The sequence below is a fragment of the Actinomyces sp. Z5 genome, assembly GCF_003287795.1.
GTDB classification, from domain to species: domain Bacteria; phylum Actinomycetota; class Actinomycetes; order Actinomycetales; family Actinomycetaceae; genus Actinomyces; species Actinomyces glycerinitolerans.
Genome location: NZ_QMIN01000044.1, coordinates 16064 through 33025, shown reverse-complemented (window position 1 = coordinate 33025; position 16962 = coordinate 16064). Strand labels below are relative to the sequence as shown.

Here is a 16962-nt window from a genome sequence, read left to right as displayed (position 1 = left end):
GGGCCGCCCCGAGGGACTGCAGGCGCGCCAGGCCGAAGGCCCGCCCCACCAGGTAGCCGGGGGCGAGCAGGAAGGCAAGGAGGAAGGCGGCTGCGGGCAGTGCCTGAAGCCAGGTCACTTGCCCCCGCCGATGGTCAGGCGGGGGGTGCCGGCCCACAGGGCGGGGTCGGTGACGCGGCGGCCGTCGAGCAGCAGCCGCACGCCGGGCAGGTCCGCGGGGGCCAGGGTGGCGTACTCGGGGTGGTCGGCCTGGACGATGGCGACGTCGACGGCGTCGCCGAGGTGGTAGGCGTCCCAGCCGAAGCCGGCCAGCTCGGCGTCGGTGTACATGGGGTCGTGGACCAGCACCTGCGCGCCCTGCTTCCGCAGCGCCTCGACCGTGGGGAACACGCCGGAGAAGGCGGTCTCCTTCACCTTGCCGCGGTAGGAGGCGCCCAGCACCACCACGCGCATCCCCTCGAGGCTGCCGAGCACCTCCACCGCGCGGTCGACCACGTACTGCGGCATGGTGGCGTTGAAGGAGCGGGCGGTGCGCACGATCGAGGCGTCCGGGTCGGTGGACAGGTACAGGCGCGGGTAGACGGGGATGCAGTGGCCGCCCACGGCGATGCCGGGCCGGTGGATGTGGGAGTAGGGCTGGGAGTTGCAGGCGTCGATGACGCGCTGGATGTCGAAGCCGGCCTTGTCGGCGTAGACGGCGAACTGGTTGGCCAGACCGATGTTGACATCCCGGTACGTGGTCTCGGCGAGCTTGGCCATCTCGGCGGCCTCGGCAGTACCCATGTCCCACACCCCGTTGGGGTGGGGCAGGTCGGTGCGCTCATCGAAGTCGAGAACCTGCTCGTAGAAGCGGATACCGACCTCGGTGCCGGCCTGGTTCAGGCCGCCCACCAGCTTGGGGTAGCGGCGCAGGTCGGCGAAGACCCGCCCGGTGAGCACACGCTCGGGGCTGAAGACCAGGTGGAAGTCCTCCCCCTCCTTCAGCCCGCTGATCTCCTCGATCAGCGGCTTCCAGCGCCCGCGGGTGGTGCCGACCGGCAGGGTGGTCTCATAGGAGACCAGGGTGCCGGGGGTCAGGTGCTCGGCGAGGGAACGCGTGGCGGCGTCCATCCACTCGAAGTCCGGCTCCCAGGTCTCATCGTTGACGAACAGCGGCACCACCAGCACCACGGCGTCGGCGCCCGGGATGGCCTCGGCGTAGTCGGTGGTGGCGCGCAGCGCCCCGGCGGGCACCAGCCGGGCCAGCCGGTCGGCGAGCTCGGCCTCACCGGGGAAAGGCTCGCGGGCGGCGTTGACGGCCTCGACGGTGGCGGGGTTGACGTCCACGCCGATGACCTCGTGGCCCTTTCCGGCGTACTGGACCGCCAGGGGCAGACCGATCTTTCCCAGGGCGACGACGGCGATGCGCATGCAGAATCCTTCCTCAGCGACTGCAGCAGGCAAAGCGAGAATACCCGTTCAGCCCGCCGCGGCGGCCCCAAGGAGAAGAGCATCATAGTGAGCCCTGACATGCGACCAGTCGTTGGCGCGCAGGATGTGCTCCTGCTGGCGGTGGCGGTAGTCGGCATCATCGGCCAGGGCGAGGATGCGGGCGGCGGCCTCCTGCGGGGTGTTCACCACCCAGTCCTCCGGGAACAGCGCCGCCGGGCCGCCCCAGCGGGCGACGTCGGGCCAATTGCGGCATACGGGCAGAGCGCCGGAGGCGACCCCCTCGATGAAGCCCTCGTGCGTGCCCTCCCGGCGCGAGGCGGAAACGATCACGCCGGCGCGCCGCAGGTACTGGGGCACCACCTCGGTGCGGCCGGTGATGGTGACGGCGTTGCCGAGGGCAGCCAGGCGGGCGGTCACGGCGTCGGCGTAGATGCGCTCCTCCGGAGACAGGTGACTCGGAAATCCGGGGCCGATGAGCAGCAGATGCCAGGCCGGGTCGGTCTGGCGCAGCAGGTCGAGGGTGTCCAGGGCCCAGGCGGGGTCCTTGCGCAGGGCTGCCCAGCCCACCAGCGCCAGGGTGCGGGTAGCGCTCGGTTCCTTGGGCAGGGCGAAGCGTCGCAGTTGCGCCCGGTTGGGGACGGTGGCGACCTCCAGGGTGTCGGGCAGGGGCAGGCTGGCGCGCAGAATCTCCCGGATTGCAGGGGCAACGGTGACCAGCTGGTCAACGGCCGTCCAGTCCACCAGCTGTGGCATGACGGTGGAGGCCTCGTAGGAGTGGACCCGGATCAGGAACCGTGCCCGCGGGGCCAGCACCGGCGCCACCAGGCTGGCCCAAACCGCGGCCGCATTGCCCCACTCCACGAAGATGGTGTCGGCCCAGGCCAGGGCGGTGGCCGCCTCGTCGAAGTCGCCGGTGGGCAGGCCGGCACCCACCGGGTCGACGCCGCGGGCCAGGCGCAGACGGGCGTGCAGGAGCCGGCGCCGCGTCGGGGTAGCCGGTAGGCCACGCAGATCCAGGGTGCGTACCTCGCAGCGCGGGTCGGCGCGGTAGTCCTCGACGATGCCGCGGACGAAGGTCCAGTTCTTCAGGGAGATGAACAGCACCCGCTCCGGCCCCTCCTTCCGGGCGGAGGCGTGCCGGCGGGAGGCCAGCGGTGCGGTGGCGGCGGCCCACGCGGACGAGGCGCGCAGCGGGGCCAGGAATACGGCGGGGTCCGCGGTCAGGGCGGAGGTGGCGGCCGCGAAGTGCAGGCTCGGGTGGAACATCATCCGCACGGCCATGTCCAGCAGTTCCTCCGCGGCCGCGTCGGCGCCGGCCTCCCAGGCGGCGTCGGCCAGCGCGAGTAGGTCGGTCAGGGCGTTGGGGGGCAGAGCACCGGTGGCGGTTTGCGCGCCCGTGTTCATGGCCAGGATGGCCTCCTCGACGGCGACGACAGCCGCCGCTCGCCGGCCGCCCAGCAGCCCGCGCGCCCGCCCCAGCAGGCGGTGGGCGCGGGCGTGCTCGCCCCGGTCGGCCAGGAAGCGGGCGCGACGGGCCGTCTCGATGGCGCCGCTGACGGCGTCGTCCCGGCGGATGGCCAGGCGCAGGCGCGCCAGGGTTATGGAGACCAGCGCGGCCCGTCCGGGCGGGGTGACGGCGGCGCGGGAGGCGATCCCGGTGATCCCGGTGGCGGTGCGTGGCATCGGTGCTCAGTCCTGGTCTGGGGCCGGCGGATTGCCGACCGGTGCGGGTGCGGGCGCTGCGGGAAGCAGTTTGGTAAGCATGGAGGCCGTCATGAAGCGCAGGGGGGCCTCCCGGTCCAGCAGCCAGGCGGGGTCGCGCGTGAGCAGGGTGGCGGGGCGACCGTGGCGGCGGCGCGCCTGGGCACGGTGGATGAGCACGGAGGCCGGCACACCCGGATCCAGGCAGGCGTCAAGCAGGTCCCGGTCCGCCCGCGACAGGACGCGGTCGAAGCCGGGCGCAGCACCGTGCAGGCGCCGACACATGCCCGCCAGCGCGGCCCGCTCGGTGGGCGTCCAGATGTCCTCCCGGTCACGGTAGTAGACGGCGCCGAACACGTGGATGCGCACCAGCTTGACCACCACGGCGCGGCGTCGCGCCGCCGTGAGCGAGGCGAACCAGGGCGCGCGCAGCACGCCGGGCAGGAAGCCGAGCTGCTCGTCCATGGGACGCACGTCATAGGTGACCCGGTCGGAGGCGTCCTCACCGATCAGGTAGACGGGGCCGGCCGCGTCGTATGCGGTGGGCACGGTGGCGAACAGGCCGGTCACCATGGCCACGTCCCCACCCACGGTGGCGCCCTCCACCAGGTGGGCGCCGGTGCGCCGGAGCATCGCCACGCTGAGCAGCCCCAGCGGGGCGGAGCGGTAGGCGAGGCGGTCGGCGGCCAGGTCGGTGCGGGCCAGGCGACGGATGGCCCGGGCGGCGGGACCACCGGGACGGTTCGGGACGCGACCGGCCTCGCGGGAGCACAGGTACGGGGCGAGCAGCCGGGTGGGGCGCGGCGCGGGCGTGGGCACGATCGCCGTCGGGCGTCCCAGGGCCAGGCGGGGAATGACGAATTCGGCACCGGTCGCCTCGGCCAGCGCCAGCCAGGAGGCGACCGCGCCGGGGGCGAGGCGGTCGTCGGATCCCATGATGGAGACCCACGGGGTGCGGGCGGCGCGCATGCCCGCGTTGAAGGGGCCGGAGGCGGAGGGGCGGGGGTCGGTGTGCTCCAGGTAGCGCACCAGTTCGCGGTGCCCGGGCCGGATCGCGGCGGCGATCTCCTCGGCGGGCCGGTTGTGGCAGGCGACGGTGACGGCGGCCTCGGGGTTGCCTTCCAGCAGGGAGACGACGGCGCGGGCGATCGGCCGGGTGGGGGTGTGGCAGGCGACGACGACGTCCACCTGCGCGCCGGGCGGCGGCTCGGGGCGCCCGAGGTCGGTGCGTTCGACGGTGTTGGGGCCGAGTCGACGGCGCCCGCGGGCGACGGGTTGAGCGAGTGTTTCGTGCACGTGCGTTACCCCCGGGGCTCGTCACCGGGCCAGGTCTCACCCCGCGGGGCGAGTAGGTCGCGGTAGGCGGTGTTGTAGCCGCGGGTGGCCGCGGCGGTGGAGAAGCGGTCGCCGATGGTCGCGGCGATGGCCTGAGCGGGCGTGGCCGCGGTGGCGGCGTCGAGTTCGGCCACCGCGTCGGCCCACTGGGACGCATCGCGGCTGGCGACCAGGCGCGAGTAGGCGGGGTCCAGGTACTCGCTCTGGCCGCCCTTGGCGCCGGTGACCACGGGGCGGCCGGCAATGACCGCCTCCGCCACGGCGATGAAGAAGTTGTCGGAGCGGGTGGGGGCCAGGAACACGTCCGCATCCGCGAGCGCGGCGCGCACGCCCGCGGCATCCAGGGTTCCGGTCAGGGTGATGCGCCCGGCCAGGTCGGGCGCGGCGGCGCGCTCGGTGACGGCGTCGCGCAGGGGCCCCTCCCCCACCCAGGTCAGGTGGGCGTCGACGCCGCGGCGCACGAGTTCGGCCACGACCTCGAGGGCCAGCAGCGGGTCCTTGCGGTCGATGATTCCGCCGACGCTCACCAGCCGCAGCGTTCCGTCGCCGCGGTCCCGCCGCGGGGCGGGCGGATAGGGCTCGACAATGCACGGAACCGGGCGGGTGTCCCGCCCGCCGCGCCCCAACGCCACGCCGTCGGCGAGGAACTGGGAGTCGGTGGTGACGATGTCGGGCAGGCGCAGCAGCCGCCGCAGTGCGGGCAGGGCGGCCCGGGCCGTCGGCGGCAGGGTCTCCGGCGCGGTCAGCGCGGACCAGTGCTCGGTGTGGATCCAGGGCAGCCGCGGCCGCAGCAGGGCGGCGGGTTCCAGCGCGGAGGCGGCCATGGTGTGCAGGATCTGCGGGGTGAAGGCGTCGCTGCGCAGAGCCGCGCCCAGGGCGCGGGCGGCGCGGGCGACGTCGGCGGGGTTTTGTGGGTTCATGGGGATGCGCCGCACGGGCAGGCCGGCGTGCATCAGGCGGCGGGTGCCGTCGTCGTCCCCGGGCGCGACCAGGTGAAGCACGCGCAGCTCGTGCGCCCGGCCGATGGCGTGGAGGTTGTTGACCACGAAGCTGCCGCGGGAGGGGGCGACGGCCGTGGGGAACCAGGTGGTTACGGCGAGGACCCTCATGCGTTCTCCCCGGTGTCGGTGCCGCGGTCGGCCGGGACGGCAAGCGTCGGATCGACGGCGGCGGCGCGGCGGTCCGCGGCCAGGATGGCGTCCCACCAGCCCGACATCTGCTGCTCGGCGGACAGCTCGCGGGCGGCGGCGTGGGCGGCGGCCTTGCCGGCGGCGACCTGCGCGTCGGTGAGCGAGTCCAGGGTGGCGGCCAGGGAGGCGGCGGTGAAGTCCGCCGTGACGGCACCCAGGTGGTACTGCTCGACCACGCGGGCCATTTCCGGGCTGGGTGAGACGACCGCGGCCAGGCGGGCCTGGATGAAGTCGAACAGCTTGTTGGGCAGGGTGTGCTTGTAGTTGAAGGAGACCGGTGGGATGGAGAAGACGCCAACGTCGTAGCGGGCGAGGGTGTCAATGAGCTCGGCGTAGGGGACGGGGTCCATCACGTGCACGCGGCCGGCGCGGTCGGCGGGCAGGGCGGCGGCCTGGGCGCGCAGGGCGTCGATGACGGCGGGGTCGTTGCGGGTCAGGTACAGGTCCAGAGTGACGTCGCGTTCGGTCAGGCCGACGGCCTCGACCATGATCTCCAGGTGCCGGTCGGGCAGGGCGGCGCCGGAGTGCACCAGCCGCAGGGGGTGTCCGACCGGGGTGGGGTCGGCCTGCCGGTAGGGGGTGGCGTTGGTGACCACCTCGGCGCGGATGCCGTATTCGCGGCGGTAGGCGTCGGCCAGTCCCTGGGCGACGGTGGTGACCGAGTCCGCGCGGGTCACGTAGGTGCGGCACAGCCAGCGCACGTAGGGCGCGACGAAGATGCGCCAGCGGGGCACGCCCTCCTTCTGCCGGGGGGCGTACTCGTGCAGGTCGGCGTGGACGCCGCCGGCCGGGCGCAGCCACAGGGCCAGTGGCACGGTTTCGGCGTCGTCGGCCAGGACCACGTCGAACTCGCCGGGCTCCAGCTGTTCACGCACCCAGGCGACCACCTCCTGGTGCGCCTGGGCGCGGGCGAAGCGGCGGGCGATCAGGTCGGCGCGATCCAGCCGCCAGGAGACCAGCTCATCCGGGATGCGCACGTGCCGGGCCACGCCGTCGGGAGCCTCGCCGTAGCCGCAGGTGGTGACCTCGTGGGTGGGGGTGAACAGGCGCACCTGCTTCAGCACGCGGGCGTCGGCGGCGATTGGGGAGAAGGAGATGATCAGCAGGCGGGGGCGCCGAGGCGCGGAGGTGGGGCCGGAGGGGACGCTCATGCGCGTTCCCCCATCAGGGCGCGGCGGTAGGCGCCGATCAGCGCCCCGGTCTCCTGCTCCCAGGTGAGCTGCGGGCAGGCGGCCAGGGCGGCGGCCCGGTAGCGGTCGGGGTCGGCCAGGATGTGGGAGATGGTGGCGGCCAGATCCGCCGGGTCCTCCCCGGAGAAGACCTCCCCCACCCCGTAGCGTTCGACGACGGCGCGGATGTCCGGCAGGTCGGCGGCCGCCACGGGCAGACCGCCGCGGATCGACTCGAACAGCTTGTTGGGCAGGGCGAAGCGGTAGGACAGGCAGGTGGGGCGCACGTGCACCACCGCCACGTCGGCGTCGGACAGGGCGTCGGCCACCTCGTGCGGGGCTACCGGCCCCACCCGGTGTACGCGGTCGCTCACGCCGTGGCGGGCGGCTTCGCGGGCGAGGGCGGCGAGGTAGTCCGGTTCGCCGTAGCCGAGCATGACCAGGTGGACGTCGGCGGGCAGGTGCGGCAGAGCGGCGATGGTCTCCTCGATGCCGCGGGAAGTGGTGATGCGCCCGCCGTATGCGATGACCTTGTCGGTGGGGGCCAGGGCGGCCAGTTCGTGCAGCCGTCCGCGGCCGGGATCGGGCAGGGGGCCGGCCGCGGGAATGTTGCGCACCAGGGCGGGTGGAGTCTCCAACCGGTAGTGCTCGGTCAGCCAGTCGACGATGGAGGGAGAGACGGTGATGACGGCATCGGCGCGGCGGATGCCGCGCTTCTCGACGGCGGCCTCCACCTTGCGGGCCACGGGCCGGTCGGTGCGGACGTTGCGGTGCAGCCACAGCTCGTGGGAGTCGTAGACGAGGCGGGCGTGGCAGCGATCCACGATCCACAGGGCAGGGGCGAGGGTGTTGCCGTCGTTGGCGTGAACCACGTCGGGCATCCAGGCCAGCGCGGCGCGGGCTGCGCGCAGCCAGTAGTCGCCCAGGGAGACGGTCTTGTAGGCGCGCATGGCCGCGTCGGCGGTAAGCGCGCGGGCGCGGTCGGCCGCCGCGTGTGCCGCGGTGGTGATGGTCGGGCGGGGGGGGTGCTCGCGGACCGTCTCAACCTGGGCGGTGTCGGTCGCCGATGCGGGAACCGCCGCAGTCCCGTCCGCGAGCGCCGGTGTGCCCTGGGGCTCGGTGCCGGCGCCGCTGGCGGCCGGCGTATTAAGTGCCTCGGCGCCCGTGGGCGCGCCGGTCTTGCCGGTGACGCGGTCGCGCAGGGCCGCCAGGCGGGGGGACACATTGGCGAGGGCGAACTCGCGGGCGCGCACGATGTCGACGCCGTCGCTCACCGGGACGGTGCCCTCGGGGTAGCCGGAGTTAGCGCGGGCGACGGCGAAGATGCGCACGGTGGCGCCGGCGGCGCGCAGGGCGGCCGCCTCCTTCAGGACGCGGGCATCATTGTGAGCGTCGTTGTAGACGAGCATGGCTACGCGCGGGCCGCGCCCGTTGAAGGTCGGTAGCCGCAGCGCCGACCCGCCCGGGGCGGGGGCGCCGGAGGGAGCTGTCCGCGTGACGGCGGTGTCGGCGGGCATCGTCTCATTCATGCGGTCTTCTCCTGCCTGTCCGGTTGCATGCGGGAAGCGGCGCCCGCGGCGCCCCGGGCGGCCGACTCATCGTCGTCGTCGAGCAGTCCGGCCAGGGCCGCCTGCTGGGCGAAGTCGGGGGCGGCGGCGACCACCTCGTCGAAGGTGCCGGAGGCGACCAGGTGGGCGTCGCGCATGAAGCACACCTGGTCACTGTGGCGGATGGTGGCCAGGCGGTGCGCCACCACAATGACGGTCACCTCGCCGGACAGCTCCGCGACCGCCTCGGTGACGGCGGCCTCCGTGGCGGTGTCCAGGGCGGAGGTGGCCTCATCCATGATCAGAACGAGCGGCTCGGAGTACAGGGCGCGGGCGATGCCCAGCCGCTGGCGCTGCCCGCCGGACAGCTTCATGCCGCCCTCGCCGACCGATGCCCAGATGCCGCCCTCGCGCTCCTCGATGACGTCGAGCAGTTGGGCGCGGCGCAGCGCCCGGCGCACGCGTTCGACGTCAATGGAGTCGGTGTCCCAGGACAGGGCGACGTTATGGGCGACGGTCGAGTCGAACAGGGAAACCTCCTGGGGCACGTAGCCGACCCGGGAGCGCCAGGAGTGCAGCACCTCCGTCAGGGGCACGTCGTCGACCCGCAGCTGCCCGCCCGAGGGGGTGAGCAGCCCCAGGATCATGTCCACCAGGGTGGACTTGCCCGAGCCGGAGGCACCGACCAGGGCGAGGGAGGTGCCGAAGGGAAGGGTCAGGGAGACGTTCTCCACCGCCGGATTGTCGGAACCGGTGTAGGTGAAGGAGACGTTGTCGAGCACCAGGGCGCGGGCGTCGTCGGGCAGCTCGGTGCCGGCGACCATCTCGGCATGCTGGGCCCGGTTGACGCGGCCGGCCTCGATCTCCGCGAGCACCCGCTCGGCGTAGGGGATATTGGAGCCGGTCTGCCCCATGATCGTCTGGAAGCGGGTGATGGAGGGGACGATGCGGAAGCCGCACACGCCGAACAGGGCGAGGGAGGACAGCGCCTCGCTCTGCCCACCCTGGGCGTAACCGATGCCGGCGGCGATGGCCAGGCCACCGATTAGGGCGATCTCCAGCATGTAGCGGGGCACCGCGCCGAGGAAGGACTGGTCGGCGCGGGCCTGGGACGCCTTGCGGCGTTCGGCGAGCACCACGCGCTCGAGTTCGGCGGCCTTGTCCCGCAGGGTGATCTCCTTCAGGGAGTGGACCATTTCGGAGACCAGGCGAACGGCACGCACCGAGTAGGTGCGGTTGTCCTTGCCCGCGGCCACCGCCCGGCGCAGCACCCATAGGTACATGGCCAGGGCGACGATGCCGAAGTAGGCGACGGTTACGGCCGCCATCGCGGGACGGGCGATGAACAGCACCGCCATGACGGCCACGAAGGTGCACACCTCACCGGCCAGCTGGGTGAAGGGGATCAGCACGCCGGAGACGGTGGAGGCCACGCCCACGTCCGTGGAGCGCACCAGGTCGGTGGAGTGGCGGCGCAGTCGTTCGGCCCAGGGGGCGTAGAAGAAGGAGTCGAGCAGTTGGGCGCCCAGGTCCTGTTCGAAGCTGGCGAAACGCTTGGTGGAGGCGCGTTGAATGGCGATGGCCAACAGGTCCTTGCTGATGATGAGTACGCACACCACCACCAGCAGCCACACCGTGCCGGTGCCGCCCACGCTCATGCCTATCACCGGGATGGTGAAGGAGGCTCCCGTCATCAGGGGGGTTAATAGGAGCGCCAGGAGTCCCAGGGCGGCGACGTCAAGCAGGGACAGCGCTGAGAAGAGGCCGGCGAAGGTCAGTATGAAGCGCGCAGCGTCATGAGGCAGGACGCTCAGCAAACTCCTCACGGTGCGCAACAGCAAACTCACCCGGCGAGTATATCCAGGGGATGTCTGCGCGCGGGCTCTTCTTGCCGACGCGTCACCGGTCCCGACGTCGGCTGACGGTGGTTTCACGCCACCGGCCGGTAGAGTCCGGGCTATGAAGGTGCTGTCCGTGGTCGGGGCCCGCCCCCAGTTCGTCAAGCTCGCCCCCATCGCCCACGCCTGCGCCGCCGCCGGCGTGGAGCACGTGATCGTACACACCGGCCAGCACTACGACCCCATGCTCTCCGACGTCTTCTTCCGCGACCTGGGCATTCCCGCGCCAGACGTGCACCTGGGCGTGGGGTCGGGCTCGCACGGGGTGCAGACCGGGGCCATGCTCGCGGCGATGGACGGGGTTCTGGCCGAGCACGCCCCTGACTGGGTGCTGGTCTACGGGGACACGAACTCCACGCTCGCCGGGGCGCTTGCGGCGGTGAAGCTGCACGTGCCGAGCGCCCACCTGGAGGCGGGGCTGCGCTCCTTCAACCGCGCCATGCCCGAGGAGATCAACCGGGTGCTCACCGACCACGCCGCCGACCTGCTGCTCACCCCCACCGCAGTGGGCGCCGCCCACCTGGCCGCCGAGGGGCTGGCAGAGCGCACCGTGGTGGTGGGCGACGTCATGACCGATGTGCTGCTGCGGGTGCGCGATCAGGTGGCGGGCGAGGCGTCGCCGGTGATGAAGGAACTGGGCCTGGCCGAGGGCGGCTACTCGCTGGCCACGATCCACCGGGCGGAGAACACCGACGACGCCGGCCGGCTGCGCGCGGTGCTAGATGCCCTGGCCCGCGTGGACCATCCCGTGGTGCTGCTGGCGCATCCGCGGCTGGTGGCCAAGTGCGCCGAGCACGGCATCGACCTGGAGGCCGTCGGCGGGGCCCCGGGCTCGCAGCTGCTGGTGCACCCTCCCTTGTCCTACCCGGAGTTGATTGCCTCCGCCCTGCACGCCCGCGGCGTGGTCACGGACTCCGGCGGCTTGCAGAAGGAGGCCTTCCTGCTGCGGGTGCCGTGTACGACGGTGCGACCGCAGACCGAGTGGGTGGAGACCGTGGAACTGGGCTGGAATGTGTTGGTGGAGCCCGGGGAGGCACTGGTGGCGGCGGCCTCCCGTCCCAGGCCGGCCGAGCCGGACCCGGGCGCGGCCACCCCCTACGGCGACGGTCAGGCCGCCGAGCGGGTGGTGGCCGAGCTGCGAGCCCGCGCCGGCACCGTCACCTTCTGACCGTCCGACTCCCGTCCGGGCCGTTCTGACTGGCCCGGCTCGGCCGGCCGCCCACGAGCGCCACCAACCTCTGCGAGCACCAAGTCGTGTGTCAGTCCGCCACCGACGCCTCGGCCAGCAACACCTCGGCGGCGTCGCGCAGGGCGGCCTGCATGGAGCGGTGCCGCATGACCCACTCCCGACGGCGCTGCACCGCCTCGGCCCGCTGCGAGTCACCCGCACGGGCCGCTTCCAGGGCGGCCAGCATGGCGCCGGCGACCTGCTCGACGTCGTAGTCGCTCGCCCAGCCCAGGGCGTTGGCGGGCAGGTCCGTGCGCGCCGGCCCGGGTCCGGCGTAGACCACCGGCGTGCCGCAGGCCAGGGCGGCGAAGATCTTGGTCGGGTAGGCGAAGTCGTAGCCAAGCCCCGGGCGAATGGACACCACCGAGGCCACCGCCCCGCGCTGCCAGGTGGCGGCCTGCGCGGCCGGCACCAGGTCGTGAAACTCCACGCGCGCGTCCCCGCCCGCCAGGTCCTTCAACGCCTGCCAGTCGCTGCCCTGCCCCAGGAACACCAGCCTGGCCTCGGGCTCCTCCCGGTGCACCAGGCGCAACGCCTCGATGAATACGCCCGCCCCCTGCCACTCCGAGGCGGTGCCGGCGTACAGGAAGTACGGCGCCGCTGGTGCGTCGGCGGCGCGCGGCCCAGCGGGGGTGAACACGTCGGTGTCGATGCCGTTGGGCACCACGGTCACCGCGCGGGCGCCCAGTTCCCGCGCCCGCTCGGCCACGCCGTCGTTGACGGCCAGCACGGTACGGGCGCCGCGCAGCACCAGGCCCTCCACGCCCCGCAGGGCACCGACCACCCAGCCGGGGGCGCCGGTGGAGGCGGCGGCGTCGGACCACACGTCGGCGGCGTAGTAGGCGTAGGGGGCACCGCGCAGGGCGGCGGCCACGCGCACCACCGCCCCGGTTGTTGGCGGTGGCTCGGCGACGATCAGGTCCGGCGCCGGCCCGGCCAGCAGCCGCGCCGCGAGCGGGATGTCGAAGCTGAGGTACTGGGCGTAGCCGCGGATGTAGCCACTCGCGTCGCGCAGGGCCGGGGCGGAGCACACCGTCACGCCGGGGTCGGCGGGGGCGTCCATGCCCGGCGGGGTGGAGGTCAGCACGGTCACCTGCGCGCCGACATCGGCCAGGGCGCGGGCCAGTCCGCGCAGCCGCAGCGCGGCGGCGGCCGGCTCGGGGGCGTACAGGCGGGTTGCCAGCACCACCCGGGGGCGACCACCGCGCGGGCGGGCGCGCAGCGCGGCGGCCGCGAGGGCGGTGCCCGCACCCGCGGCGGCCAGGGCGAGCAGGCGGCGGTTCACAGCTGCACGGTGCGGCCCTCGGCCGCGGAGGTGAGCACCGCCTCAACCACCCGCAGTGTGTTGACGCCCTCGGCCATGGTGACGTGTTCACTGCCCACGCCGCGCACGGCGTCGCGGAAGCGCTCCTGTTCCAGGGCCAGCGGCTCACGCTTGGGGATGGCGTAGCGGATGACGTCGCCCTCGGTGACACCGCGGAAGTTGGCGACCTGGTCCCAGTCGGAGGTGACGGTCCCGTTGGCGTAGAAGGTCAGGTCGCCGGTGAGCGTATCCGCCACGAAGGCGCCCTTCTCCCCGGTGACGATGGTGACGCGCTCCTTGAAGGGGGTCAGCCAGTTGACCACGTGGGAGACGATCACGCCGCTGGCCAACCGTCCGGAGGCGACCACCATGTCCTCGTTCTCCCGGCCGGAGCGGTGGGCCACCTGGGCGCTGATGGACACGTACGGCGAGCCCGCCACCCAGGCGGTCAGGTCGACGTCGTGGGTGGCCAGGTCCTTGACCACGCCCACGTCGCTGATGCGCGCCGGGAAGGGGCCCTGGCGGCGGGTGAGCACCTGGTAGACCTGGCCCAGCTCGCCGGCGTCGAGCCGCTCCCGCAGCGCCCGCAGGGCCGGGTTGCAGCGCTCCACATAGCCGACGGCACCCACCAGGCCGCGGGACGCGAAGGCGTCGCGCACCCGCTCGCCGGCCTCGACGGAGTGGGCGATGGGCTTTTCCACCATGGTGGGAACGCCCGCCTCCGCGAGGGCCAGGGCGACCTCCTCGTGGAAGACGGTGGGGACGGCGACCATGGCGGCATCCAGGCCGGCGTCGATGAGGGCGTGCACATCCGGCAGCACTTCCAGGTCCCCGGCGACGCCGAAGCGGTCGCCGCCCGGGTCGGCCACGGCCACCAGATCCACGCCCTCGGTGGCGCGGATGACCCGGGCGTGGTGGCGGCCCATGGAGCCCAGGCCGATCAGGCCCAGGCGCAGCGGAGCGGCGGTGGTGGCGTTCTCGCTCATCTCAGGCACCCGCCTTCACGACGGCGTCCACGGCCTGCACGATGCGATCCAGGTCGGCCTGCGACAGGGAGGGGTGGACCGGCAGGGAGAGGCACTCGCGGGCGACCAGTTCGGTGTTCGGCAGTTCGAGGTCGGGTGCGTAGGGGGCCAGGGAGTCCAGGCGGTGGTTGGGGATCGGGTAGTAGACGCCGGAGCCGACCTGCCACTCCTCGCGCAGGGCGCTCTGGGCGGCGTCGCGCTCGGCGGCGGTGGCCCCCTCCAGGCGGATCGTGTACTGGTGGTAGACGTGCCGGTAGCCGTCGGGAACATGCGGTGTGATCACGCCGGGGACGTCGGCGAGTCCGGCGTCCAGGGCGGCGGCATTGGCACGGCGCGCCTCAGTCCAGCCGTCCAGCTTCTTCAGCTGCACCCGGCCGACGGCGGCGGCCACGTCCGTCATGCGGTTGTTCAGGCCCACCAGCTCGTTGGCGTACTGCTTCTCCATGCCCTGGTTGCGCAGCAGGCGCACGCGGCGCGCCAGTTCGGCGTCGGAGGTGGAGACGATGCCGCCCTCCAGGGTGGTCATGTTCTTGGTCGGGTAGAAGGAGAAGGACCCCCATGCCCCGAAGGTGCCCATGGGCTTGCCGTTGATGGCGGCGCCGTGCGCCTGGGCGCAGTCCTCGAAGACCGCCAGGTGGTGGCGGGCGGCGAGCTCCATGATGGCGTCCATGTTCGCCGGCAGGCCGTACAGGTGCACCACCTCAATGGCGACCGTGTTGTCGGTGATGGCGGCCTCCACCGAGGCCGGGTCCAGGGTGAAGGTGACCGGGTCAATGTCGGCGAAGACGGGCTTGGCACCGGTGATGGCCACGGAGTTGCCGGTGGCCGCGAAGGTGAAGGAGGGGACGATCACCTCCGGGGCACCGCCCTCGGCCTTGAGGTTGCTGGCCAGGGTGGCCAGGTGCTGGGCGGAGGTACCGGAGTTGACGGCGACGCAGTGGGCGCCGGCGACCACCTGGGTGGAGAACTCCTCCTCGAAGGCGGCGACCTGCGGCCCCTGGACGACCATGCCAGAGGCCAGGACGGCGTCGACGGCGGCGCGCTCCTCGTCCCCGATGATCGGCTTGGCGGCGGGAATGAACTCGCGTGACATCAGTGGGTGACCTCCCGGATCGTGTTTTCGGAACTGTTGGGGGCAAGTGTTTCTTCGTACAGGGTGCCGGTTGCGGGGCAGCGCCACCGGCGCGTGCCTGCGGGGGCCGGCTCGCCGGCGGCATCGGCGGGGGCGGCGTCATTGCGCGCGGTCGCGTTCGCGGCGTCTTCCTGCACGGGGACGAGCGGTTCGCCGGCGCGGCCCACCCAGCCGATGCGGCGGGCGGGAACCCCGGCCACCAGCGCGTGTGCGGGCACGTCCTTGGTGACGACGGCGCCGGCGGCGACGGTGGCCCATGCGCCGATGCGCACGGGGGCGACGCACACGGCGCGCGCCCCGATGGAGGCACCCTCCTCCACGGTTACGCCGACCGGTTCCCAATCAGAGGCCGACTTCAGGGAGCCGTCGGGGTTGACGGCGCGGGGGAAGTGGTCGTTGGTGAAGGTGACGGCGGGGCCGACGAACACGCCGTCCGCCAGCCGGGCGGGCTCGTAGATCAGGGCGTAGTTCTGCACCTTGCAATTGCGCCCCATGCGCACGCCCTCGCCGATGTAGGCGCCGCGGCCCACGATGCAGCCCTCACCGAGCACCGCGTGCTCGCGAACCTGGGCCAGATGCCAGATGGATGAGCCCTCCCCGATGGTCGCGTCGGGTGAGACGTCGGCGGATGGGGCGATCCGGGCGGGACTGGCCGGGCTCATGGCGGCTCCTCACTGGCCTGAAGCTGGGCACTGGGCGTACATCGGAGCACCGACCTCAACCGGGCGGCACTGCGTGGCCATCTTAGGACAATCGTGTGCGAGAATGCGGCGGTGACGTCCACCGATGGCCAGCAGTCGCCGCCACCCGCTCCGGTTGTCCCGCTCACCGACGCCTGGCTGGTGATTCCCCTGTTCAACGAGGCTCAGGTGGTGCGCGGCGTCATTGAGGAGGCGCGGCGCGTCTTCCCGCTGGTCGTCGCCGTCGACGACGGCTCGCGGGACGACTCGGCAGCACAGGCCGCGGCGGGCGGCGCCGTCGTCGTCCGGCATCCGCTCAACCTGGGTCAGGGGGCGGCGCTGCAGACCGGCATCACCTATGTGCTGGAGCGTACCGACGCCAACTTCGTGGTGACCTTCGACGCCGACGGGCAACACTCGGTGGCCGACGCCGCCGCCATGGTGCAGGCTGCCCGGGATGAGGACCTGGCGTTCGTGCTGGGGTCGCGGTTCCTCCAGGGTCCCTCCCCCGTCGGCTGGCTCAAACGACTCGTGCTGAAGACTGCCGCGGTGGCGGCCTCGCACACCACCGGCATGCACCTGACCGACGCGCACAACGGCCTGCGAGTAATCCGCCGCGACGCCGCCGCCCGGCTCGACCTGCGCCAAAACCGGATGGCGCACGCCTCCGAGATCATCCGCCAGCTAGGCGCCACCGGGCTGCCGTGGCGGGAGTTCCCGGTACACATCGCCTACACCGACTACTCCAAGGGCAAGGGGCAGTCATTGTGGAACTCGATCAACATCCTCGTTGACCTGCTGTTCTCGTAACCCACCCCCATACTTGATGTCATGAGCTCACAGATCATCATTCAGGTCTTCCTCATCGCCGCGGTCGCCGCCATGGGGTGGATGATGCTGCGCTCACCGGGCGGGGCGCGCCATCAGGCCGGCCGCCGACTCCTGACCCTGGCCTTCGTCATTTTCGCCATCGCCGCGATCGTGGCGCCATCGCTGCTGACCCGGTTGGCGCACCTGGTGGGGGTCGGCCGCGGCACCGACCTGCTGCTGTATGCGCTGGTCGTGGCCTTCCTGTTCCAGATCCTGTCCTCGTTCCGGCGCAACGCCGCCCGCGAACGGCAGATCACCCGGCTGGCCCGGCGTGTCGCACTCGACGACGCCCCGCCGCCGCCCTCGCTGCCCTAGGTCGTGTTGTGTGAGTCGTTTGTGCTGGTGGGGTGGTGCTGGCGATGTGGATGGTGGTCTGATAGCGGGCGGCGAGTTCGTCGTACCTGGTGGCTACGGGGCCCCAGCTTGAGTGGGCTTGGTGTGCGCCCGTCGAAG

At 72.8% G+C, this 16962-nt stretch carries 14 protein-coding genes; 3 read left to right on the top strand and 11 right to left on the bottom strand.

Annotation, left to right across the window (positions count from 1 at the left end; all coding sequences use genetic code 11):
- Window positions 1-114: 114 nt before the first annotated feature.
- The 7 genes from DRB06_RS05220 to DRB06_RS05190 are packed head-to-tail and all read right to left on the bottom strand — an operon-like array spanning window position 115 to window position 10220.
- A complete protein-coding gene (locus DRB06_RS05220; RefSeq protein ID WP_111819302.1) occupies window positions 115-1410 on the bottom strand; it encodes a nucleotide sugar dehydrogenase in 1296 nt (431 codons plus the stop codon).
- 48 nt (window positions 1411-1458) lie between these two features.
- Window positions 1459-3114, bottom strand: a complete 1656-nt coding sequence (locus DRB06_RS05215; RefSeq protein ID WP_111819301.1) for a glycosyltransferase — start codon at window positions 3112-3114, stop codon at window positions 1459-1461.
- Between the two features lie 6 nt (window positions 3115-3120).
- On the bottom strand, window positions 3121-4428 hold the full coding sequence (locus DRB06_RS05210) for a glycosyltransferase (RefSeq protein WP_111819300.1): 1308 nt from the start codon (window positions 4426-4428) through the stop codon (window positions 3121-3123).
- A 5-nt stretch (window positions 4429-4433) separates the two neighbouring features.
- Window positions 4434-5576, bottom strand: coding sequence for a glycosyltransferase family 4 protein (locus DRB06_RS05205; RefSeq protein WP_073327194.1), 1143 nt, complete (start codon window positions 5574-5576; stop codon window positions 4434-4436).
- Window positions 5573-6808, bottom strand: a complete 1236-nt coding sequence (locus DRB06_RS05200) for a hypothetical protein (RefSeq protein WP_210578459.1) — start codon at window positions 6806-6808, stop codon at window positions 5573-5575. Before DRB06_RS05200 ends, DRB06_RS05205 begins: the two co-directional genes overlap by 4 nt.
- Window positions 6805-8355: a glycosyltransferase gene (locus tag DRB06_RS05195; protein ID WP_111819299.1), complete on the bottom strand. Its 1551-nt coding sequence runs from the start codon at window positions 8353-8355 to the stop codon at window positions 6805-6807. Before DRB06_RS05195 ends, DRB06_RS05200 begins: the two co-directional genes overlap by 4 nt.
- On the bottom strand, window positions 8352-10220 hold the full coding sequence (locus DRB06_RS05190; protein ID WP_181575192.1) for an ABC transporter ATP-binding protein: 1869 nt from the start codon (window positions 10218-10220) through the stop codon (window positions 8352-8354). The genes DRB06_RS05195 and DRB06_RS05190 overlap by 4 nt, the downstream gene beginning before the upstream one ends.
- A gap of 112 nt (window positions 10221-10332) precedes the next feature.
- Here DRB06_RS05190 and wecB point away from each other — a divergent pair, with 112 nt between their 5' ends.
- Window positions 10333-11439 (top strand): non-hydrolyzing UDP-N-acetylglucosamine 2-epimerase, encoded by a 1107-nt coding sequence (gene wecB, locus DRB06_RS05185; RefSeq protein ID WP_111819298.1) that lies wholly within the window; start codon window positions 10333-10335, stop codon window positions 11437-11439.
- Between the two features lie 91 nt (window positions 11440-11530).
- On the opposite strand, the gene DRB06_RS05180 is transcribed toward wecB, so the two are convergent.
- From DRB06_RS05180 to DRB06_RS05165, 4 genes are read right to left on the bottom strand one after another with little or no spacing between them, the layout of a single operon-like run.
- A complete protein-coding gene (locus tag DRB06_RS05180) occupies window positions 11531-12784 on the bottom strand; it encodes a glycosyltransferase family 4 protein (protein WP_258522148.1) in 1254 nt (417 codons plus the stop codon).
- On the bottom strand, window positions 12781-13788 hold the full coding sequence (locus DRB06_RS05175) for a Gfo/Idh/MocA family protein (protein ID WP_073327200.1): 1008 nt from the start codon (window positions 13786-13788) through the stop codon (window positions 12781-12783). The genes DRB06_RS05180 and DRB06_RS05175 overlap by 4 nt, the downstream gene beginning before the upstream one ends.
- Window position 13789: 1 nt before the next feature.
- A complete protein-coding gene (locus DRB06_RS05170; protein WP_111819297.1) occupies window positions 13790-14920 on the bottom strand; it encodes a DegT/DnrJ/EryC1/StrS aminotransferase family protein in 1131 nt (376 codons plus the stop codon).
- The gene (locus DRB06_RS05165; protein ID WP_111819296.1) at window positions 14920-15621 is read right to left on the bottom strand and encodes an acyltransferase; all 702 of its coding nucleotides are present in this window, start codon (window positions 15619-15621) and stop codon (window positions 14920-14922) included. Before DRB06_RS05165 ends, DRB06_RS05170 begins: the two co-directional genes overlap by 1 nt.
- Before the next feature lie 111 nt (window positions 15622-15732).
- Between DRB06_RS05165 and DRB06_RS05160 the strand changes: the two genes are divergently transcribed.
- Both DRB06_RS05160 and DRB06_RS05155 read left to right on the top strand, forming a co-directional pair.
- A complete protein-coding gene (locus DRB06_RS05160) occupies window positions 15733-16449 on the top strand; it encodes a glycosyltransferase family 2 protein (RefSeq protein ID WP_073327205.1) in 717 nt (238 codons plus the stop codon).
- A 21-nt stretch (window positions 16450-16470) separates the two neighbouring features.
- Complete coding sequence (locus DRB06_RS05155; protein ID WP_073327206.1) at window positions 16471-16824, top strand: DUF2304 domain-containing protein; 354 nt, start codon at window positions 16471-16473, stop codon at window positions 16822-16824.
- The last annotated feature ends 138 nt before the right edge of the window (window positions 16825-16962 follow it).

Bases quoted from the DNA above. Each gene is read 5' to 3' on its own strand.
- DRB06_RS05205 (WP_073327194.1), bottom strand. From the start codon at position 5,576: ATGAGGGTCCTCGCCGTAACCACCTGGTTCCCCACGGCCGTCGCCCCC.
- DRB06_RS05215 (WP_111819301.1), bottom strand. From the start codon at position 3,114: ATGCCACGCACCGCCACCGGGATCACCGGGATCGCCTCCCGCGCCGCC.
- DRB06_RS05175 (WP_073327200.1), bottom strand. From the start codon at position 13,788: ATGAGCGAGAACGCCACCACCGCCGCTCCGCTGCGCCTGGGCCTGATC.
- DRB06_RS05195 (WP_111819299.1), bottom strand. From the start codon at position 8,355: ATGAATGAGACGATGCCCGCCGACACCGCCGTCACGCGGACAGCTCCC.
- DRB06_RS05165 (WP_111819296.1), bottom strand. From the start codon at position 15,621: ATGAGCCCGGCCAGTCCCGCCCGGATCGCCCCATCCGCCGACGTCTCA.
- DRB06_RS05220 (WP_111819302.1), bottom strand. From the start codon at position 1,410: ATGCGCATCGCCGTCGTCGCCCTGGGAAAGATCGGTCTGCCCCTGGCG.
- wecB (WP_111819298.1), top strand. From the start codon at position 10,333: ATGAAGGTGCTGTCCGTGGTCGGGGCCCGCCCCCAGTTCGTCAAGCTC.
- DRB06_RS05155 (WP_073327206.1), top strand. From the start codon at position 16,471: ATGAGCTCACAGATCATCATTCAGGTCTTCCTCATCGCCGCGGTCGCC.
- DRB06_RS05200 (WP_210578459.1), bottom strand. From the start codon at position 6,808: ATGAGCGTCCCCTCCGGCCCCACCTCCGCGCCTCGGCGCCCCCGCCTG.
- DRB06_RS05170 (WP_111819297.1), bottom strand. From the start codon at position 14,920: ATGTCACGCGAGTTCATTCCCGCCGCCAAGCCGATCATCGGGGACGAG.